20 protein-coding genes and 1 pseudogene are annotated in these 18,729 nt (G+C 70.6%); 9 read left to right on the top strand and 12 right to left on the bottom strand.

Going from position 1 to position 18,729, the window contains the following annotated elements:
• Window positions 1–89: 89 nt before the first annotated feature.
• The gene (locus AB0M47_RS36020; protein WP_363422165.1) at window positions 90–1,859 is read right to left on the bottom strand and encodes a DUF2264 domain-containing protein; all 1,770 of its coding nucleotides are present in this window, start codon (window positions 1,857–1,859) and stop codon (window positions 90–92) included.
• Window positions 1,860–1,981: 122 nt separating this feature from the next.
• On the opposite strand from AB0M47_RS36020, the gene AB0M47_RS36015 reads away from it, so the two are divergent.
• Entirely contained in the window at window positions 1,982–3,028 is a 1,047-nt protein-coding gene (locus AB0M47_RS36015) for a LacI family DNA-binding transcriptional regulator (protein WP_363422163.1), read from the top strand.
• Window positions 3,029–3,111: 83 nt separating this feature from the next.
• On the opposite strand, the gene AB0M47_RS36010 is transcribed toward AB0M47_RS36015, so the two are convergent.
• From AB0M47_RS36010 to AB0M47_RS35995, 4 genes are all read right to left on the bottom strand, one after another.
• Entirely contained in the window at window positions 3,112–4,299 is a 1,188-nt protein-coding gene (locus AB0M47_RS36010; protein ID WP_363422161.1) for an alpha-L-fucosidase, read from the bottom strand.
• A gap of 62 nt (window positions 4,300–4,361) precedes the next feature.
• Window positions 4,362–6,041 (bottom strand): hypothetical protein, encoded by a 1,680-nt coding sequence (locus tag AB0M47_RS36005; protein ID WP_363422159.1) that lies wholly within the window; start codon window positions 6,039–6,041, stop codon window positions 4,362–4,364.
• Window positions 6,042–6,087: 46 nt separating this feature from the next.
• Window positions 6,088–6,993 (bottom strand): carbohydrate ABC transporter permease, encoded by a 906-nt coding sequence (locus tag AB0M47_RS36000; RefSeq protein WP_363422157.1) that lies wholly within the window; start codon window positions 6,991–6,993, stop codon window positions 6,088–6,090.
• Window positions 6,990–7,910: an ABC transporter permease subunit gene (locus tag AB0M47_RS35995; protein ID WP_363422155.1), complete on the bottom strand. Its 921-nt coding sequence runs from the start codon at window positions 7,908–7,910 to the stop codon at window positions 6,990–6,992. Before AB0M47_RS35995 ends, AB0M47_RS36000 begins: the two co-directional genes overlap by 4 nt.
• 241 nt (window positions 7,911–8,151) lie before the next feature.
• Here AB0M47_RS35995 and AB0M47_RS35990 point away from each other — a divergent pair, with 241 nt between their 5' ends.
• Window positions 8,152–9,153 carry a hydroxyacid dehydrogenase gene (locus AB0M47_RS35990; RefSeq protein WP_363422153.1) on the top strand — a complete coding sequence of 334 codons (1,002 nt, stop codon included), beginning with the start codon at window positions 8,152–8,154 and terminating at the stop codon, window positions 9,151–9,153.
• Here AB0M47_RS35990 and AB0M47_RS35985 read toward each other — a convergent pair.
• The 5 genes from AB0M47_RS35985 to AB0M47_RS35965 all read right to left on the bottom strand — a co-directional run bounded on the left by AB0M47_RS35985 (window position 9,092) and on the right by AB0M47_RS35965 (window position 11,460).
• A complete protein-coding gene (locus AB0M47_RS35985) occupies window positions 9,092–9,505 on the bottom strand; it encodes a DUF2809 domain-containing protein (RefSeq protein ID WP_363422151.1) in 414 nt (137 codons plus the stop codon). The two genes, AB0M47_RS35990 and AB0M47_RS35985, sit on opposite strands and share 62 nt — an antisense overlap.
• The gene (locus AB0M47_RS35980; protein WP_363422149.1) at window positions 9,502–10,008 is read right to left on the bottom strand and encodes a GNAT family N-acetyltransferase; all 507 of its coding nucleotides are present in this window, start codon (window positions 10,006–10,008) and stop codon (window positions 9,502–9,504) included. Before AB0M47_RS35980 ends, AB0M47_RS35985 begins: the two co-directional genes overlap by 4 nt.
• Before the next feature lie 23 nt (window positions 10,009–10,031).
• Window positions 10,032–10,193 (bottom strand): 50S ribosomal protein L33, encoded by a 162-nt coding sequence (gene rpmG / locus AB0M47_RS35975; protein WP_253750676.1) that lies wholly within the window; start codon window positions 10,191–10,193, stop codon window positions 10,032–10,034.
• Between the two features lie 34 nt (window positions 10,194–10,227).
• Entirely contained in the window at window positions 10,228–10,758 is a 531-nt protein-coding gene (locus AB0M47_RS35970) for a YcxB family protein (RefSeq protein ID WP_363422147.1), read from the bottom strand.
• Window positions 10,759–10,905: 147 nt separating this feature from the next.
• The gene (locus tag AB0M47_RS35965; protein ID WP_363422145.1) at window positions 10,906–11,460 is read right to left on the bottom strand and encodes an alpha/beta hydrolase; all 555 of its coding nucleotides are present in this window, start codon (window positions 11,458–11,460) and stop codon (window positions 10,906–10,908) included.
• 57 nt (window positions 11,461–11,517) lie between these two features.
• Here AB0M47_RS35965 and AB0M47_RS35960 point away from each other — a divergent pair, with 57 nt between their 5' ends.
• The gene (locus AB0M47_RS35960) at window positions 11,518–11,961 is read left to right on the top strand and encodes a VOC family protein (protein WP_363422143.1); all 444 of its coding nucleotides are present in this window, start codon (window positions 11,518–11,520) and stop codon (window positions 11,959–11,961) included.
• A gap of 8 nt (window positions 11,962–11,969) precedes the next feature.
• Here the strand turns inward: AB0M47_RS35960 and AB0M47_RS35955 are convergent, their stop codons facing one another.
• Window positions 11,970–12,461 carry a GNAT family N-acetyltransferase gene (locus AB0M47_RS35955; RefSeq protein ID WP_363422167.1) on the bottom strand — a complete coding sequence of 164 codons (492 nt, stop codon included), beginning with the start codon at window positions 12,459–12,461 and terminating at the stop codon, window positions 11,970–11,972.
• A gap of 96 nt (window positions 12,462–12,557) precedes the next feature.
• Here AB0M47_RS35955 and AB0M47_RS35950 point away from each other — a divergent pair, with 96 nt between their 5' ends.
• Both AB0M47_RS35950 and AB0M47_RS35945 read left to right on the top strand, forming a co-directional pair.
• On the top strand, window positions 12,558–13,100 hold the full coding sequence (locus tag AB0M47_RS35950) for a winged helix-turn-helix domain-containing protein (RefSeq protein ID WP_363422140.1): 543 nt from the start codon (window positions 12,558–12,560) through the stop codon (window positions 13,098–13,100).
• On the top strand, window positions 13,097–13,963 hold the full coding sequence (locus tag AB0M47_RS35945) for an MBL fold metallo-hydrolase (protein WP_363422137.1): 867 nt from the start codon (window positions 13,097–13,099) through the stop codon (window positions 13,961–13,963). The genes AB0M47_RS35950 and AB0M47_RS35945 overlap by 4 nt, the downstream gene beginning before the upstream one ends.
• Window positions 13,964–14,183: 220 nt before the next feature.
• Here the strand turns inward: AB0M47_RS35945 and AB0M47_RS35940 are convergent, their stop codons facing one another.
• On the bottom strand, window positions 14,184–15,191 hold the full coding sequence (locus AB0M47_RS35940) for a LacI family DNA-binding transcriptional regulator (RefSeq protein ID WP_253750691.1): 1,008 nt from the start codon (window positions 15,189–15,191) through the stop codon (window positions 14,184–14,186).
• 75 nt (window positions 15,192–15,266) lie between these two features.
• Between AB0M47_RS35940 and AB0M47_RS35935 the strand changes: the two genes are divergently transcribed.
• The 4 genes and pseudogenes from AB0M47_RS35935 to AB0M47_RS35920 form a co-directional block, all read left to right on the top strand.
• Entirely contained in the window at window positions 15,267–16,406 is a 1,140-nt protein-coding gene (locus AB0M47_RS35935; RefSeq protein ID WP_363422135.1) for a Gfo/Idh/MocA family oxidoreductase, read from the top strand.
• Entirely contained in the window at window positions 16,403–17,458 is a 1,056-nt protein-coding gene (locus tag AB0M47_RS35930; protein ID WP_363422133.1) for a dihydrodipicolinate synthase family protein, read from the top strand. Before AB0M47_RS35935 ends, AB0M47_RS35930 begins: the two co-directional genes overlap by 4 nt.
• Window positions 17,455–18,345, top strand: a complete 891-nt coding sequence (locus AB0M47_RS35925; protein ID WP_363422131.1) for a sugar phosphate isomerase/epimerase — start codon at window positions 17,455–17,457, stop codon at window positions 18,343–18,345. Before AB0M47_RS35930 ends, AB0M47_RS35925 begins: the two co-directional genes overlap by 4 nt.
• Window positions 18,342–18,729, top strand: a pseudogene (locus AB0M47_RS35920) (hypothetical protein); the annotation flags it as partial. The gene AB0M47_RS35925 and the pseudogene AB0M47_RS35920, both read left to right, overlap by 4 nt.

Below are 18,729 nucleotides of genomic sequence, written 5' to 3'. Positions count from 1 at the left end.
GTTTCCGGTCGCGACACTCCGGCGAGACAGTGGTTAACTCCATGATCAACGCGAAGTCGGCGGGGGCGTCAGGACGAGTGGGCGAGGCGTCAGGATGAGCGGGCGACCGTTACGCGGCAGCGCAGCAGGTGCTCGCCGGGTGCGAGCACCGAGCGCAGCGTCGGCAGCACCGTACGCGGGAAGTACAGGTGCGACCCGGGCATCGGATGGACGATCTCCCCCGTCCGCCCCGCATCCTCCGACGTGATCGAGCTGGTGATCCCGCTCCCCGTGGCGGACGCCGTGCCGTCGCCGGTCGCCGACGCGGTTTCCAGCTCCAGCCACGGTGCGCAGAACCCGCCCTCGGCGACGTGCAGCGTCCGGCCGGTGACGATGCGGTGCTCCCGGATGTGACCGTCGCCGTCGAACCACAGTCGGCTGGAGACCGTGACGTCGGGCCACGGCTCCCAGTCGACCACCACGGCGGAGCCGTCGAGCGACGAGGACCCGGAGGTACGCGTACGCCAGTGCACGTCGTCGTCGGACAGTCCGAGCGCCGAGTCGAACGCGGAGTTCTCCAGGTCCGCTCCGCCGGTCGGCACGCTGATCCCCGCGAGCGTGGAGTACGCGAACTTCGCGTACTTGGCCGCTCCCCCACGCGCATTCCACAGTGGCGCGTGCTGGCCGTTCAGCGCGACGACGTCGCCGTCGGCCGACCGGTTGAGCACCATCACCGGCGCCGGCTGCACCGCGATCCGCTCAGGCGACAAGGCCGACGGCTGCACCGCGACCCGCTCAGGCGACAAGGCTGCCGGAGCCGCCGTCCAGAACGGATGGTCGGCCGGAGCCGCGAGCGCGGCGAAGAACTTCGTCCCCCAGTACGGCGAGCCGCCGGCGAGGTACTGCTCGACGACGCCGGTGTTCGGGTAGGCGTACCCGACGGTCAGGCCGCCGTCCTCGGCCGCGATCGGCTGCCGCCACCACCAGTCCAGGTGCCGCTGAGCCAGTCCGCGTACCCGGTCCCAGGGCAGCGCGGGCAGGTCCGCGGCGGCCAGCACCGGCCAGAACGACCCCTGTGCGAACCGGTAGCCGAGGCTGCGCCCGAAGGGCAGGCCCGCGCCGTCGTCGGCGAACCAGTGCTGGAACTGCTGCGCGAACTCGGCCGCACGCGAGCGGAACCTTGCGGCCCGCGCGGAATCGACCGCGTCCAGCGACGCCAGCAACAGGCCGTAGAAGTGGAACCCGAACGGCACGTAGTAGTCCCGCGGCGCGCTCCGGCCCGGCAGGCCGGGCCCGTCGGCGTACCAGCCGTCGGCGATCGCGAACTCCTCCAGCCGGTCCAGATGCGCGCTCACTCGCGCTTCCTCCACTTGTACGCCGACCGCCCGCAACCCCGTGGCGGCCAGCACCGGGAAGAAGTGCCAGTTGTTGTCGACGGGGGTCGCGTTCGCGGCGACCGACAGCCAGTCCCGGAGGTGGTCCCGCTGGCGTCCGGTCAGCGGCTCCCACAGTTCGTGCGGGGCGACGGCGAGCGCGTAGCCGACCGCGGCCGACTCGACGATGCGCTGGTCGAGGTCGGGCGGCGGGCCGATGTACCAGGGATGGGCGGGGTCGACCGCGGCGGTCAGCGAGCTGCGCAGCTCGTCCCATTGAGCGTCCGCGCGCAAGCCGCCCGCGGCCGACGCGGCGAGGCCCCAGAGCGGGCGGGCGACCAGCTCGAACCAGGTCGCCCCGGGATCGTGGTTGGTGGCGTGGACGGGTTGCCGGTCCGGGCCGAGGGCGGCGGTACGCGTGGCGGGCGAGACGACGGCGCGCAGGGCCGAGAACCAGCCCTCCCGATCAGCAGAAACAGCTCCGTGGATCTGGTGCAACGAGGGCATGGCTGGCAGAATACGATCGCAGTAACCGCTTCCACAACAGTTTTCCCCAGATCTCGAAGCGCCAGATGCCGTACCGCCCAGATGCCGAAGCGCCAGAATCCGAAGCGAAGGTCAGGAGTCCCGTGAGCCAGCCGTCCAAGCGCCCCACCATCCGCGATGTGGCCCGCGCGGCCGGCGTCTCGGTCGCGACGGTCTCCCGCGCGCTGTCCGGCGACTACCCGGTCTCCACCGCGACCCGCGCGCGCATCCAGCGGGCCGTCCGCGACCTCGACTACGTGGTCAACGCGCACGCCCGCGCGCTGTCGGGGGCGACGTCGAAGGTGGTCGCCATCCTGATGAAGGAGACGGTGACCCCGTTCTACGCGCACATCGCGGCGGGCGTGGAGGCCGAGGCGGCCGAGCACGGGCGGCTGTGCCTGGTGTGCACCACGCACGGCGACGCCGATCGGGAGCTGGAGATCATCAAGCTCATGCGGGAGCAGCACGCCGACGCCGTCATCCTCGTCGGCGGGGTCGTGGAGAACGAGGAGTATCGCGAGCGGATGAAGCGCTACGCGATCGGCCTGGCCGACGCGGGGTCGAAGCTGGTGACCTGCGCCCGCCCGCCGCTGGGTCCGGACATCCCGGCGATCGCCGTGGAATACGACAACGTCGGCGGGGCGTACGCCGCCACCTCGCACCTGCTCTCCGCCGGTCACCGGCGCATCCTCATGCTCGCCGGCCCGGACGGCTTCACCACCAGTGACCAGCGCGTCGTGGGCTACCGCAACGCGCTGGCGGCGTACAAGATCGCGGTCGACCCGGCCCTCATCAGCCACGGCGACATGGGCCGCGACGGCGGCTACGACCGCACCGCCGCGGTGCTCGACCGGGGCGTCGAGTTCACCGGTGTCTTCGCCGGCAACGACAACACGGCCGCCGGGGCGATCGCCGCGCTACGGGACCGGGGCAAACGCGTACCGGAGGACGTCAGCATCATCGGGTTCGACGACGTCCCCTTGGCCGGAGACCTCAACCCGCCGCTGACCACGGTGCATCTGCCGCACGAGGAGCTGGGCCGCACGGCGGTGAAGATGGCGTTGCAGGGCAACGGCTCCGGCCGCCAGCACGTCATGCTCGGTACGCACATCGTCGTCCGCGACTCGGTCACCACCGCCACCCCGCTCTGACCAACCCCTGCGGATCACGGTTACGCAAGCCGAAACCGCCGCGGGAGGCATGCGTATCCGTGATCTGCCGCTAAAAAGCGGCACTACGAAGCGGAAGCGAAGGCGGTGACGGCGGTGAGGGAGCCAGGCGTGGCCAGCTGGATGTCCAGGGAGGACGCCACGACGGGTGCGACGGCGTGCCACCGGCGTATCCCGACGGATGAGCCCGCGGCGATCTTGATCCCGTCCGCCACCACGGCGTACCCGTTGATGAACTGACCGGCCCGCAGTTCCTCGCGCAGCTCGAGGTGGTCGAACCGCACGGGCTCGGGGAAGGTGGCGCGGAAGCCGCCGGGGATCGCGGACAGGGTGGCCGGGACGGGCCGCGCGAAGCGGCGCCGCAGCTCGCCGGTGACCTCCAGGAGCCGGTCGACGTCGGCCGGGTCGAGCCGGCCGCCCGGGGTGGGCGCGAGGTTGAGCAGCAGCCCGGCGCCGAGTCCCATCGATCGGTCGAAGATCTCCAGCAGCTGCTCCCGCGTCTTCAGCGCCGACGACGGCTGCCAGAACCAGTCGGCGCGGATCGGGACGTCGCACTCCGGCGGCAGGTACCGCTGTCCGTCCAAGTGCGACACGGCCGTGGTGAACATCGAGACGTCCGTCGCGGAGACGGTGTAGCGGACGGGTTCGGTGGCCAGCCCGTCCTCGTTGCCGACCCAGCGGATGGTCGGCTCGCCCAGGTTGAAGACCATCGCGTGGGGCTGATGCTCCCGCACCACCGCCATGATCCGCGTCCAGTCGTACGTGCGGCTTTCCGAGCCCGCGCCGTCGAGCCAGATCTCGAACAGCGGCCCGTAGCCGGTGCACAGCTCGGTGAGCTGCGCGACGTACAGATCGTCGTAGGCCTCCGGGTCGTCGTAGCAGGCCGCGTTGCGGTCCCAAGGCGACAGATAGAGACCCAGCCCCAGCCCCGCGTCACGGCAGGCGGCGGCCAGCTCCGCGACCACGTCACCCCGGCCGTCCCGCCAGATCGCGCTCTTCACCGAGTACGCTGTGGTGGCGGTCGGCCAGAGGCAGAAGCCGTCGTGGTGTTTCGCGGTGAGCACGACGTACCGCGCGCCCGCCCGTTTCGCGACGTCGACCCACTGCGTCACATCGAGGTCGTCGGGTGCGAAGGTGGCCGGATCGGCGGTGCCGTCGCCCCACTCCACCCCGTGGAACGTGTTGATCCCGAAGTGGAAGAACAGTCCGAAGCCGGCTTCCTGCCAGGCGAGCTGCTGCGGAGTCGGCCGCATCCGTCCCTCCTCACGCGAGGGGCGGCGCCGGGAACATTCCCCGGCGCCGCCCGTGCTCTGCCTTACTTGGACGCCGCGTACTCCTTGGCGTACTCCTCGCCGATCTTGTCGCCGCCGTCGGCCTTGTACCGCTTGACCGCCGCGTCCCAGTCGTCGAGCGACGACCGGCCCATCACCACGGCGTTGAGCACATCGGTGATGGTCTTGCGGATGGCCGCCTCGCTCTTGCTGGCGGTGTCCGACACGAGCCCGTACGCGGGGTTGCGCACCAGGTTCGGGGCGGTCTTCTTCTCGAACGCGTGCATGAGCGCGATCGCGTCGGGCGACACCCCCGGGTAGAACAGCACCTGCGGCGCGTCGCAGAGGTAGGTGATGGGCAGGTTGGTCTTGTTCTCCCCGCCCTTCCACAGGTCGGTCTGCACCGGGTTGCCGGCCGCGTCCCGGGTGAAGTGGGCGCCCTCGACGCCGTAGTGGATCAGCTCGTACTCCTTGGTGCCGAACGGGGCGGCCAGGAAGTCGAGGACCCGCAGGAGCAGCTTGATCCGGTCGGGCGCCGCCTTCTTCAGCACGGTGTAGCCGAACACGCTCCGGGCGGCGAAGAGCTTGCCGCCCGCGCTGCCGCCGACATACGGCAGCGCCGGGGCGACGGTGTACGCGCCCTTGGCCGCCGGGATCATGCTGGAGTACGCGCCGAAGCCGTCGGTGAGGCTGCCGGTGATCTGCCCGGCGAACTGGGTCTTCGCGTCCACCTGCGACACGGTCAGCGCGTCCGGGTAGTAGACGCCCGCCGCGTACAGGTCTCGCATGAACGCGACGGCCTGCTTGAACTCCGGCGTCGCGAAGTACGACACGAACGAGGTGCCGTCGTTCTTCCAGAGGTTCGGCGCTCCCCACGCGGGAGCGTGCACGCCGAGGCCGAAGTTGCCGCTCTTACTCGCGCCGAGGGCGTACTTCTTGTTCTTGGTGAGCGCCTTCGCCGCGGTGAGCAGGTCCGAGCTGGTCCAGCTGCCAGAGGTGAACGCCGCCTCGTCGACCCCGGCGCCCTTCCACATCTCCCGGTTGGCGAAGAAGATGTTGCCCGGCGCCGGCCGCTCGACCGGCACGCCCATGATCCGGCCCTTGACCCGGCCCATGTCCTTCCAGGCCCGGGTGGGGATGTTCGCCAGGTTCGGGTACGCCTTCACCGCGTCGCCGGACAGGAACTCCGACAGGTCGGCGCACTTGCTGGCGACGAAGTCGGCCTCGCGCGGCAGGATGTAGCCACCGCCGATGTTCATGATGTCAGGCAGGTCGTCCCCGGCCATCAGGGTGGCCATCTTTGCCTGGTAATCGGCGTCCGGAACGACCGTCAGCTGCAGGTCGATGCCGAGCGCCTCGTTGACGGCCTGCAGGAACTTGTTGGTCTCCTTCGGGCCGGGCGGGGTGCCGTAGGTGATCACGACCGCCTTGACGACGCTGCCGTCACCGGGCTTGCCGCTGGTCGCGTTGCCGACCTCCGACGGGTACTTGGTGTAGCCGTTCTGCACGTCGTTGCCATCGCCGGGCAGGTCCGGGGTGGGCACCTTGGCGGCCGTGTACGTGGGCCACGCCGCCTGCTCGGTGCCGGCGTTGCCGACGCCGCCGCCGCTGCTGCCGTCGCCGCAGGCGCTGATCAGCGAGGGCACCGCGACGGCCGTGGCGCCCAGGCCGATCGCCCGGAACACGGAACGGCGGGAGAGCTCCGAAGACAGCCTTGAAGACATCGGGTGGTTCCTTTCTCGACAGTGAGAATGAGCGGGTGGAGAGGGTTCAGCTCTTGATGGCCCCGGTGAGCACTCCACGGACGAAGAAGCGCTGCACGAACGGGTAGACCAGGATGATCGGGATGACCGCGATGATCACGACGGCCATGCGGACCGTCTGCGGCGCGGACACGGCCGCCGCGTCGGCGGCCGACGGGTCCGCCAGCTGCGCGCCCTGGATGACGTACATCCGCAGCACCTGCTGGATCGGGAACTTCGAGTCCGACATGTAGATCGAGGCGTGGAACCAGGCGTTCCAGTAGCTCACCGCGTAGAACAGGCCGATGACGGCCAGCACGGCCTTGGACAGCGGCAGCACGACCCGCCACAACACCTGCCACTCGCCGGCGCCGTCGAGCCGGGCCGCCTCGAACAGCTCCTCCGGCAGGCCCTGGATGAAGCCCCGGACGATCACGAGGTTGAACACGTTGATCATCACGGGCGCGACCAGGGCCGCGTAGTTGTCCAGCAGGCCCAGCTGCTTCACCACGAGGTACGCCGGGATCATGCCGGGCGGGAAGAGGAAGGTGAACAGGATGCCGAGCAGGATCTTCTTGCCGCCGACCAGTTGCGGACGGCTCAGCGCGTACGCCAGCAGGGTGGTGGCGACGAGGCTGGCCAGGGTGCCGACGAGGGTCACGCCGATGCTGACGCCGATCGCCTTGGTGACCTGACCGCCCCGGAAGATGTCCCGGTACGCGTCGAAGGTCGGGTGCTCGGGCCACAGGACCCAGCCGCCGTTGGCGACCACCTCGTCCGGGCTGGCCAGGCTGGTCGAGATGACGACCAGGAACGGGACCAGCACGAGCAGGCAGATGACCGCCAGGGCGACGCCCTTGGCCGCCTTCGTCACCGGTTTCGCCGGTTCCTGCCAGGCCGGGCGGCCCGATCGCTTCAGGGTGGCGCTGCTCATCGGTAGACCCCCTGCTCGCCGAGGCGGTGGGCGACCTTGTTGGCGGCGTACACGAGGATCGCGCCGATGACGCCCTTGAAGATGCCGGCCGCGGCGGCCAGCGGGAAGTCGCCTCCGCCACCGAGGCTCTTGTAGTAGACGTAGGTGTCGATGATCTCGCCGGCCGCCGGTCCGACCGCGTCTCGTTGCAGCAGCAGCTGTTCGAAGCCGACCGACAACACCTCGCCGAGGCGCAATACCAGCAGCAGCACGACGACCGACCGGATGCTGGGCAGCGTGACGTGCCAGAAGCGCCGCCAGGGTCCGGCACCGTCCATCGCGGACGCCTCGTAGAGGGTGTCGTCTACCTGGGCGAGCGCGGCCAGGAAGATGATCGTCCCCCAGCCCGAGTCCTTCCAGATGACCTGGGCGATCAGCAGCGGCTTGAACGCGTCCGGGTTGCCGATGATGTCCACCGTGTGCAGGCCGTGGTCGGCCAGGAACCCGTTGACCACGCCCGCACCGCCCAGGATCTGCTGGAACAGCGCGACGACGATGACCCACGAGATGAAGTGCGGCAGGTAGACGACGTTCTGCACCAGGCGTTTGATGGTGGTGCTCGTCAGGCTGTGCAGCAGCAGCGCCAGCCCCAGCGGGACCGGGAAGTAGAAGATCAGCTGGAGCAGCGAGATCTCCACCGTGTTGAGCACCGCGTGCCAGAAGTCGGTGTCGCCGAACATCTTCTGGAAGGTCTCGACGCCCACGAGGTTCGACTCGGTGACCGTGATGCCCGGCCAGTAGTCGGTGAAGGCGATGACCATCCCGAACGCGGCGCCCAGGTGGAAGATCAAGAAGTACGCGAGGCCCGGTACGAGGAACAGCCACAGTAACCGGTCACGTACCAGTTTCCGCCACAGTGGCATACGATCGCGCGGCACACGTGGTGCCTTACCTGCGCCGTTGCCATCTGCCGCCGCGGTATCCCGGGCGATCGTGCTGGCCGTCATGGCCCTCCCTCCTCGGCAAGTGACCGAGAACATAAACCGGTTACTAGGCCGACGTCAAGAGACCGCCTCAGCAGCGCACGCTTGTCCGGCATTGACCTCGTGTGACCGGGCCCATTACAGTGCCGCTCGTACAGAAAGCGGTTTCTGTCAAATGTGCAAGGAGCAGCTCACGATGACTCTCCCCCGCCCGGTCGGCGCCTTCTCCATGCGCCCCGACGTGCTCCCGGCGGCGTTCACCCCGGACCTGATCGCCCGGCTGGACGAACGGCTGGCCCTGGTGCCCGGGGCCGGCGGCCCGGCCGTGCTCGGCCCGCACGACGAGCGGCTCGCCGAGGTGACCGTCCTGATCACCTCGTGGGAGGCCTTCCGGCTGGACGCGAGCGCCCTCGACCGGATGCCCCGGCTGCGCGCCGTGATCCACGCGGCCGGCTCGATCCGGCACCACGTGACGGAACAGGTATGGCAGCGCGGCATCCTCGTCTCGTCGGCCGCCGACGCCAACGCCGATCCGGTCGCCGACTTCACCGCGGCCGCCATCGCGCTCGGCCTCAAGCGGGTGATCCCGATGGCCCGCCGGTACGCCGACACCGGTCAGGTGCCGGCGTTCGGCGAACGAGTCGGGGCGGACGGGCGGACGGTCGGCGTGGTCGGGGCCTCCCGGATCGGCCGCCGCGTCATCCGCCGCCTCGTGGCCGCCGGGCACACCGTGCTCGTCTCCGACCCGTTCCTCGACAAGGCCGACGCCGTCGAACTAGGCGCGCAGCTGACCGACCTCGACGACATGTGCCGCCGCAGCGACGTGCTGACGATCCACGCCCCGGCGCTGCCGGAGACCCGTCACCTGATCAACGCGGACCGGCTGAAACTGCTGCGGGACGGCGCGCTGCTGGTGAACACCGCCCGGGGCGCGCTCGTCGACACCGACGCGCTGGTCGACGAGTGCCGGACCGGTCGCCTGGACGCCGTCCTGGACGTCACCGACCCGGAGCCGCTTCCGGTCGGCCACCCGCTCTTCGAGCTGCCGAACGTGCTGATCACCCCGCATCTGGGCGGGGTTCAGGGCAGCGAGGTACGCCGCTTCGGCGCGTACGCGACCGCCGAGGTCGAGCGGTTCACGAGCGGGCAGCCCCTCCTGGGCGAGGTACGCCTGGCCGACCTCCCGCGGCTGGCCTGACCGCCCACGCGTGCACGAGGTACGCCGCCGCGGCGCCGACGGCGTACCAGAGCAGGTCGGGAGGGTTGAAGGTGCTGCCGAGGACCAGCCGGACCATCGTGCTGCGACTCGACAGGTCGGCCGGGATCGGGGTGAGCTGGAAGAACTCCACCGCCCAGCAGAAGGCGAGCGAGATGCCGGCGCTCATCGACGGCCGAATCCGCGGGGCGACGACGAGCACGAGGACATAGACGAGGACGGCGTACAGCGCGACGCCGGCGTACTTCGCGAACACCCCGTCGGTCACCGCGCGTACGCCGAGCCCGGCCAGCAGCACGACGACGGCTGCGATCAGCGCCTTCGGCCGGGTCACCGAGCCTTCCGGAACACGACCTGACGTACGCCGTCCTCGTCGTCGAACTCGGTGAGCGGTTCCATTCCGAGCCGCCGCATCACGGCCTGCGAGCGTACGTTGTCGGTAGTGGTGATCGAGAGGATCTCGGGCAGTTCCAGGCGCTCGAACCCGTAGTCCAGCAGCGCCACGGCGGCCTCGGTGGCGTACCCGTGGCCCCAGGCGGAGCGGGCGAGCCGCCAGCCGATCTCGACCCCGTCGACCGGAGCCTCCTCGTCGACCGCGTCGAGCCCGGCCATCCCGATGAACTCGCCGGTCTCCAGCACCTCGAGGGCCCAGAAACTGAAGCCGTCCCGGTCGAGCCCTTCCTGGAAGTATCGGATCGAGGCCGCCGCCTGCTCCCGGGACAGCAAAGGGCCGAGATGCGCGCGGACCTCGGGGTCTGCGTTCATCTCGGCCCACGGGTCGAGGTCGGCGTCACGCCAGCTTCGCAGCAACAGGCGGCTGGTCTTGATCTCGATCATCCGGCCAGCCTAGCCGGGCGGGTTCAGCGCTCCTCGCGGAACTCGACGTGCTGCTTCGCGATCGGGTCGTACTTGCGGACGACCAGGCGATCGGGGTCGTTGCGGCGGTTCTTCCGCGTGACGTAGGTGTATCCGGTCCCGGCGGTGGAGCGCAGCTTCACGATCGGGCGGGTGTCGACTGCCATGTCACTCTCCTAGCTCTATCGACCCCTGACAACGTCACGCCTCGGAGGTTTGTTCCGGCACCAGGCCCCGGCCGATCATGAACTCCCGCACAGTCGCCTCGTCGGTGGCGGTCAGGTGCCGCCGGGGCACCACCAGCCGGGGCTGGCGGTCGGCGTACAAGACCCAGAACTCGGACGTCTCCCCCACCGACGTGACAGCGGCCCACCGGACCGAGAGATGCCCGACCGCGGACGTCTCCCCCGCCTCGACCTCGCTCAGCTCGAACGTCACCGGGTTGGCGAAATGCGTCGGCGTCGCACCGAGCACCCGCGCGGCCCGCCAGCGGGGGTACGCCACCACCAGCAGCGCGAGCACGACCCCCACGATCGGTTCAAGAATGGGGATCCTGTGCCGCGCCACGACGATCACGATCGTGTACGCGCAGGCCAGCAGGGCCAGACCGAGCGCGAGCCAGAAGCAGACCCGGAACAGCCGACGACGCACGGTCTTGAACATCCGCCGCCGTTCGCCTTGATCCGGGGGCGCGGTGAACTCCACGCGCAGGCGCGTTTCCGTCGGGGTCACGGGGCTGAGCGTACTGCCCGCTGCCACGTCGTCGGGGTACGTCGTCGGGGCACGTCGTCGGCGGACGAGTCGTGACGCCGCCGCTACCAGGCGATCTCCCTTCAGCAGACCAACGCTGCCAGGTGATCTCGCTTCGGCAGTCCGCCGCTACCAGGTGATCTCGTCGAGGAAGTCCTCGATCGCGGTCGCGACCCGGCCGAGCACCTCCGCCGAGGCGGCCAGCCGGCCCGGCACGAACAGCCCGTGATCCGCGTCCGGGATCTCCAGCACCCGCGGGCTCAGCTCACGGGCGAGCCCACTGTCCCAGCTGTGATCGGCCAGCCCACCGACCAGCAGCATCGGCGCGGTCGCCCGGCGCAGCTCGGTGACCACCTCCGGCTGGTTGAGCAGCGGCGTCAGCCAGATCGCGGGCAGCCCGCGATCGGCGGCGAGCCCGGCGGCGCAGGTCCCCAGCGACTTGGCGATCACGAGCGGCTTCAAGTCCGGCGCCTCGGCGGCGATCCGGTCGAGCACGGGCTCCGCCTCGGCGGTCACCCAGGCCTTCCGCTGCTCGAGCGCCAGGGTCGGCGGCTCGTCGGGCCGGGTCCACGAATGCGCCACGATCCGGGCTCCCCGCAGCTCGGCCGCCTCCGCCGCGAAGGTCAGCAACGCGGTGTACGGGCCGAATCGCCCGCCGGGGAAGACAACAGCCAGTCGATCCATCGCGCCACCGTACGCCCCACGCCGAAACTGTCGGTGCCCCGCCGCATGATCTTCCGCATGGGATTTCAGCTTGCCATCGACTGCACCGACCCCGACCGCCTGGTTCCTTTCTGGGCGGCCGCGCTGGACTATCGCCCACAGGATCCGCCCCAGGGGCACGCCACCTGGCGGGACTACTACGTGAGCGTCGGTGTGCCCGAAGAGGAGCTGGGCGACGGAGACTGCGCCGACCGGCTCGTCGACCCGGCCGGTGCCGGGCCGGCCATCTGGTTCCAGGTGGTGCCGGAGAAGAAGACGCTCAAGAACCGCCTGCACGTCGACCTCATGGTGGGCGGTGGCCGAACGGTTCCCGTGGCGGAGCGACGCGTACGGGTCGACGCCAAGGTGGCGGAACTGGTCGGGCTCGGCGCCACCGTGCTGAACACACACGACGGTGAAGCCTCCGACCATTACGGGGTGACGATGGCCGACCCCGAAGGCAACGAATTCTGCGTCGCCTGACGGCCGAGTCAGCCGGGCAGGTAGTAGTGCACGAGGGCTGGGCTGCCGTCCGCGTCCAGCCAATCGGCGTACTCGCTGAACACGTGCTGCGAGCCCAAGCGCTCGTAGAAGCGGCGCGCGCCGGGGGCGTTGTCGGCGACGTCGAGGAAGAGCTGGTGGCCGTGCTCGACGGCCCAGCCGGCGATTTCGTCCAGCAGCCGTCGCGCGACGCCGTTCTGCCGCGCCGCTGGGACGGTGAAGAGCCGGCTGACCATAACGGGTGAGCCGAGCGCCGGATCCATCCGCTCGGCGACCGGCATGGGCGGCGCGGCGCGCCGGATCACGGCGTGGCCGAGGATTCGGCCGGCGGAGACGGCCACCCAGCTCTGCATCGCGTCGTCGGGGCTGAGCCAGCGGGCAGGATCGGCGGGCCACCGGACCGGATAGGCGTCAGCCTCGTAGACCTCCCGGAGGGCATCAATACAGGCCGCCACCTGCCCATCCGCCCGGGGAGACACCATCACGTCCACGAGCGGGAACGATAGCCCACCCGGCCGGTGGGCCAGAATGCCAAAGAACCCCTTGACATCTCCAAAAGCCAAAGTAGTCTTTGGCATATGCACGTCACCGATCCTCAGGCGATCCGGGCCCTGGCCCATCCCCTCCGGCTGGACCTGCTCGGACTGCTCGGCACGATCAGCCCGGCGACCGCCGCCCAGTGCGGCCGGATCCTCGGCGTACCGCAGGCGAACTGCTCGTTCCATCTGCGGCAGCTCGCCAAGTACGGCTACGTCGAGGACGCCGGGCCCGGCGAAGACCGCCGGGAGCGCCAGTGGCGGATCGCGGTGAAGTCTCCCGATCAACTCCGAATAGACCCCGGCCGCGACCGCCTGCTCGGGCAGCAGATCGCGAACGTCGTGGTCGACCACGAGATGGCCGCGATCCGGGCGTTCGTGGAGCGCGAGCAGGACGAGAGCCCGGAGTGGCGCGACGGCCTGGGCATGGCGACCGCCGTCCTGAAACTCACCGCCGAACAGGCGGCTGACCTCGCCACGAAGTGGCGAACCCTGCTCGCGTCGTACGAAACCGATGCCGACAAGCCCGACGGCCGGCACGTCCGCGTGTTCGTGTCCGTCACACCCCTGGGAGAAGCACAGTGAACCTCGACGTCACCTGGATCCACGGCGCGACCGGCGAGCCCACGCTGCAGGTCCACCGCGCGGACGAGCGCACCTTCATCCTGCGCCAGAGCAAGTCCGTCACCTACGAGGCGCCCTTCCTCTTCCTGCTCGTCGGCGACGACCGGGCACTGCTGCTGGACACCGGCGCGACCGCCGAACCCGATCAGTTCCCGCTACGAGCGACGGTCGACGACCTGATCGGCGAACTGCCGCTCGTAGTGGCGCACTCGCACGGTCACGGCGACCACGTCGCCGCGGACGGCCAGTTCGCCGATCGTCCACACACGACGATCGTGGGCCGGGACCTCGAGGACGTCCGGGCGTACTTCGGCTTCGGCCCCGCAGAGGACCGGCTGCCGGCCGAGACGGTGACCTTCGAACTGGGCGGCCGGACGCTGTCGATCCTCGGCTCGCCCGGCCATCACAAGTCGGCGATCACGATCTACGACCCGCGTACGGGTTTCCTGCTCACCGGAGACACGGTGATCCCGGGCCGCCTGTACGCCTTCGACTACCCCGCGTTCCTCGGCACCCTGGACCGGCTCGTCGCCTTCGCCGAGGAGCACCCCGTCTCCTACGTGCTCGGCTGTCACGTCGAGATGCGGCAGCGCGCGGGGCGCGACTTCCCGATCGGCGCCACCTACCACCCCGGCGAGCGGCGCCTGGAGATGACGGTCGAGCAGCTCCGGCACGTCCAGAAGGCGGCTCATGAGGTCGCCCAGCGGCCGGGCGTGCATCGCTTCGACGACTTCGTCATCTATAACGAACCCCGGCAGCGAGACCTGCGGCTGCTCGTGCTGCGGGGGCAGCTGCACAAGCTGATCGGCCGCCGGCCCCGCTGACCCCGGCCGTCCGCCCCGCCGCCCGTCGACAGAGCCCGTCGACGGGGGTGCGGTTGGTGATCTCCGGAAGCTGACGTACCCCACCGGCGCCCGGATAGGTACGCGAGCCACCGGAGATCACCAACCGCCGACACGACCCACCACCGACACGCCCACCGCCGACACGCCCAGCGGCGCGACGCCACCGGTGGGACGGCCGCGAGACCGCAGCGCGACGCGCCTACCGAGCGACCGCCGTCGAGGACCGAACCACAAGCGAAGCCGGCACCGTGACCGACCCGTTCGGCGGCGCGACAGCCAGCCCGAGCACCCGCGAGCCCAGTTCGGCGAGGTCGAGGCGGATCGTCGTCAGCGGCGGGCCGACGTCGGCCGCGCCGGGGACGTCGTCGAAGCCGACCACGCTCAGGTCGCCTGGCACGTCGCGGCCGAGGTCCCGAGCCGCCGCCAGCACGCCGTACGCCATCACGTCGTCGAGCGCGAACACCGCCGTCAGCGATGGGCGCGCGGTGAGCAGTTCGCGGGCGGCGGCGTACCCGCCGTCTCGGCTGAAGTCTCCGGCCGCGACGGCGGTTGCCGGGAGCACGGATTGGAATCCGGCGAGGCGGTCCGCCACGGTGGCGAGCGTGTCCGGCCCGCTCACGACGCCGACCTCGGTATGCCCGAGGGACACCAGATGTTCGGCGGCCAGCTGCGCTCCGGCGTAGTTCGACGGGATCACGGCGTCGACGCCGGGCCCGTGATCGCCGATCGCGACGACGCGACCGCCCTGGTCGGCGTACCCGGCGAGGTGGTCGGCGAGGTCCGCGAGGAATCGCGTACCAGTGAAGGCCGACGCGGCCAGGATGATCGCCCGCGCGCGCTGGGCGCGGAGCCGGGCGACGTATTCCAGCTCGAGCTGCGGTTCGCGGAAGGTGCACGCGACCATGACCATGAGGTCGTGATCGCGGGCAGCGCGCATCGCACCGGCCGCGATCGCGGCGAAGTAGGGGTCGGCGATGTCGTGGACGATCAGCCCGACGATCGAGGTGGTCGCGCGGGCGAGCGCCTGCGCCGGGGCGTGCGAGACGTAGCGCAGGCGGTTGGCCTCGGCCAGCACCCGGGCGCGCAGTTCCTCGCGGACGGTACGGCCACCGCTGCCGTGCAGGACACGGGACGCGGTGGCCAGGGAGACGCCGGCGGCGTCGGCGACCTGTTGCAGAGTCGCCTGTGTTGACGGTTTGTCGCGCACACCGGTAACGTACCGCCTCACACGCCGCTGGAAAGCGCTTTCCGTCCCCGGACGCCGCGCTACGAAGGGAAAACCATGCGCAAGGTGAACATCATCATGAACGGGGTGACCGGGCGCATGGGCTATCGCCAGCACCTGGTCCGTTCGATCCTGGCCATCCGGGAGCAGGGCGGCCTGCCGCTGCCCGGCGGCGAGGTGCTGTACCCGGAGCCCGTGCTGGTCGGCCGCAACGCCGCCAAGCTGGAGGCGCTGTGCGCCCAGCACAACCTCAGCCAGTACACCACCGATCTGGACGCCGCGCTCGCCGACGAGGCCAACGAGATCTACTTCGACTCGCAGGTGACCACCGCCCGCGTCGCCGCGCTGACCAAGGCGATCGGGGCCGGTAAGCACATCTACACGGAGAAGCCGGTCGCCGAGTCGCTGGACGACGCGCTCGGGCTGGCCAAGCTGGCCGAGGCCAAGGGCGTACGCCATGGTGTCGTCGCCGACAAGCTCTACCTCCCGGGCCTGCGGAAGCTGAAGCGCCTGGTCGACTCCGGATTCTTCGGCCGCATCCTCACCGTACGCATCGACTTCGGCTACTGGGTGTTCGAGGGCGACTGGCAGCCCGCCCAGCGGCCGAGCTGGAACTACCGCTCCGAGGACGGCGGCGGCATGATCCTCGACATGTTCCCGCACTGGCGGTACGTGCTCGACCACGTGATCGCGCCGGTCCGCTCGGTGTACGCGCAGTCGGTGACGCACATCCCGGCCCGCTGGGACGAGCAGGGCGCCGAGTACGCCGCCACCGCCGACGACGCCGCGTACGCCGTCCTGGAGCTGGAGGGCGGGATCGTGGCGCAGATCAACTCGTCGTGGGCGACCCGGGTCGACCGCACCGAGCTGGTCACCTTCCACGTCGACGGTACACACGGCAGCGCCGTCGCGGGTCTGCGCGGCTGCCGCATCCAGCACCGCAACGCCACCCCGAAGCCGGTCTGGAACCCGGACCTGCCGACCAGCCACGACTTCCGGGGACTGTGGACCGAGGTGCCGGACAACGACGTCTACGACAACGGGTTCAAGGTGCAGTGGGAGGAGTATCTGACGGCGGTCGCGACCGGCGCCCCGTACGCCCACGACCTGTTCGCCGGGGCGCGCGGCGTCCAGCTGGCCGAGCTCGGCACGCAGTCCGCCCGCGAGGGCCGCAAGCTCGAGGTGCCCGCGCTGTGAGCCGCCCCGCCGAGAGCAAGACCTTTTATGCGGCCGCCCACGTCGTCGCCGATCCCGAGGGCGACAACGGCGACGGCCGGCCGGCCGTCGTCGACTGGGACGCCACCATGGCGTTCCGCCATCACCTGTGGTCGCTGGGCCTGGGCATCGCCGACGCGATGGACACCGCCCAGCGCGGGATGGGCCTGGACTGGTCCGCCACGCAGGAGCTGATCCGCCGCAGCGGCACCGAGGCGCAGTCCGTCGGCGGGTTGCTCGCCTGCGGCGCGGGCACGGATCACCTGGCTCCGGGAGCGCACCCGCTCGACGCGATCGAGGCGGCGTACCGGGAGCAGCTGACGGTCGTGCAGAACGCCGGGGCGCGGGTCATCCTGATGGCCAGCCGCGCGCTCGCGGCCAGCGCGCAGGGTCCGGCGGACTACGCCCAGATCTATGGCAGGCTGCTGACCGACGTGGATCAGCCGGTGATCCTGCACTGGCTCGGCGACATGTTCGACCCGGCGCTGGCGGGCTACTGGGGAGATCAGGATCTCGACCAGGCGGCCGACGCCGTGCTGGAGATCATCCACCACAACGCCGCCAAGGTCGACGGGATCAAGGTGTCGCTGCTCGACGCCGACCGGGAGATCGCGCTGCGGGCGAAGCTGCCGGCCGGCGTACGCCTCTACACCGGTGACGACTTCAACTACCCGTCGCTGATCGAGAGCGGATCGCACGCGCTGCTCGGCATCTTCGACGCGATCGCCGTGCCCGCGGCGGCCGCGCGTACCGCGCTCGACGCCGGGGACACCGCGAAGTTCCGCGAGATCCTGGATCCGACCGTGCCGCTCGCCCGGCACATCTTCGCTGCGCCGACCTACCACTACAAGACCGGCATCGTGTTCCTGGCTTGGCTCAACGGCCACCAGGACCAGTTCCGGATGGTCGGCGGGCAGGAGCGCTCGCGCAGCCTCGAGCACCTGATCGAACTGCACCGGCTCGCCGCCGAGTGCGGCGTGCTGAGCGATCCGGAGCTGGCCGCGGCCCGCCTCGCTTCCCTGGTGGCGCCGTGACCGCGCCGGACGCCGCCGACACGGCGCCCGAGGGCTTCCGGCTTTCGCTCAACACCGCCACGGTGAAGAAGGCGTCGCTGGAGACCGCCGCGCGGCTCTGCGCGGAGAACGGCATCAGCGGCATCGGCCCCTGGCGCGACGTGGTCGAGGCCGCCGGGGGCGCGCAGGCCGCGCGCAAGCTCATCGACTCGTACGCCTTGAGCGTGACCACGCTCTGCCGGGGCGGGTTCTTCACGACCGGGTTCGGTAAGAGCGCGACGCCGGAGGCGCGGTCGGCGGCGCTGGCCGACAACCGCGCGGCGATCGACGAGGCGGCCGTCCTCGGCACGGGCGAACTGGTGCTGGTCGTCGGTGGGCTGCCGGACGGGTCGAAGGACCTGCCCGCCGCCCGCCAGGCCGTCGCCGACGCCTTGGCGGAACTGGTCCCCTACGCGACCGACCGCGGCGTACGCCTGGCGATCGAGCCGCTGCATCCGATGTTCTGCGCCGATCGGGCGGTCGTGTCGACCCTCGGTCAGGCGCTGGACCTGGCCGCCCCGTTCGCGGCGGACGAGGTCGGCGTCTGTGTGGACACCTATCACATCTGGTGGGACCCCGACCTGTACGCCCAGATCGAGCGGGCGGGCCGCGAGGGCCGCATCTCGTCGTACCAGGTCTGCGACTGGGTGTTGCCGTTGGCGGAGGACGCACTGCTGAGCCGGGGCCACGTCGGCGACGGCCACATCGACTTCGCCCCGATCACCGACGCCGTACGCGCGGCCGGGTACGCCGGGCACGTCGAGGTGGAGATCTTCAACCAGGCCGTCTGGGACACCGATCCGGCGGTGACCGTGGCCACCATGGCCGACCGTCATCGGCGCTTCATCAAGCCGGCGGGGCCGCTGTGAGACTCGCCTTCTCGACGCTGGGCTGTTCCGGACTCCCCCTGCCCGAGGTCGTACGCCTCGCGCAGGAGACCGGCTGGCCCGGCGTCGAGGTGCGGGCGGCGACCGACGAACCAATCCACATCGGACTGTCGTACGCGGAGCGGGCGGCGGCCCGGGCGGAACTGGCGGGCGTCACCCCGCTCTGCGTCGCGAGCTACGTCAAGGTGGCCGCCGAGGGCGACGACGACGCCTGCGTCGCGGACGCGCTCGCCCACGCCGACCTGGCGAAGGACCTCGGCATCGCGGCCGTCAGGGTGTTCCCGGGCGCCTCGGCGCCTGCCGAGCTGCGAGCCACCCTGGGCGACAGTCTGGCCCGCGGTTTCTACCATCACGCCGCGCGTACCG

This window comes from Hamadaea sp. NPDC051192, from assembly GCF_040682475.1.
In the GTDB taxonomy this organism is placed as follows: Bacteria; Actinomycetota; Actinomycetes; order Mycobacteriales; family Micromonosporaceae; genus Hamadaea; species Hamadaea flava.
Note: the sequence above shows the minus strand (reverse complement) of the source record. Positions and strands in the feature narration are given on the sequence as shown.

What these genes read in the sequence shown, in the direction of transcription:
- AB0M47_RS36020 (WP_363422165.1), bottom strand. Translation starts at nt 1,859, where the DNA reads ATGCCCTCGTTGCACCAGATCCACGGAGCTGTTTCTGCTGATCGGGAG.
- AB0M47_RS36010 (WP_363422161.1), bottom strand. Translation starts at nt 4,299, where the DNA reads ATGCGGCCGACTCCGCAGCAGCTCGCCTGGCAGGAAGCCGGCTTCGGA.
- AB0M47_RS36005 (WP_363422159.1), bottom strand. Translation starts at nt 6,041, where the DNA reads ATGTCTTCAAGGCTGTCTTCGGAGCTCTCCCGCCGTTCCGTGTTCCGG.
- AB0M47_RS36000 (WP_363422157.1), bottom strand. Translation starts at nt 6,993, where the DNA reads ATGAGCAGCGCCACCCTGAAGCGATCGGGCCGCCCGGCCTGGCAGGAA.
- AB0M47_RS35990 (WP_363422153.1), top strand. Translation starts at nt 8,152, where the DNA reads ATGACTCTCCCCCGCCCGGTCGGCGCCTTCTCCATGCGCCCCGACGTG.
- AB0M47_RS35980 (WP_363422149.1), bottom strand. Translation starts at nt 10,008, where the DNA reads ATGATCGAGATCAAGACCAGCCGCCTGTTGCTGCGAAGCTGGCGTGAC.
- rpmG (WP_253750676.1), bottom strand. Translation starts at nt 10,193, where the DNA reads ATGGCAGTCGACACCCGCCCGATCGTGAAGCTGCGCTCCACCGCCGGG.
- AB0M47_RS35965 (WP_363422145.1), bottom strand. Translation starts at nt 11,460, where the DNA reads ATGGATCGACTGGCTGTTGTCTTCCCCGGCGGGCGATTCGGCCCGTAC.
- AB0M47_RS35960 (WP_363422143.1), top strand. Translation starts at nt 11,518, where the DNA reads ATGGGATTTCAGCTTGCCATCGACTGCACCGACCCCGACCGCCTGGTT.
- AB0M47_RS35955 (WP_363422167.1), bottom strand. Translation starts at nt 12,461, where the DNA reads ATGGTGTCTCCCCGGGCGGATGGGCAGGTGGCGGCCTGTATTGATGCC.
- AB0M47_RS35950 (WP_363422140.1), top strand. Translation starts at nt 12,558, where the DNA reads ATGCACGTCACCGATCCTCAGGCGATCCGGGCCCTGGCCCATCCCCTC.
- AB0M47_RS35935 (WP_363422135.1), top strand. Translation starts at nt 15,267, where the DNA reads ATGCGCAAGGTGAACATCATCATGAACGGGGTGACCGGGCGCATGGGC.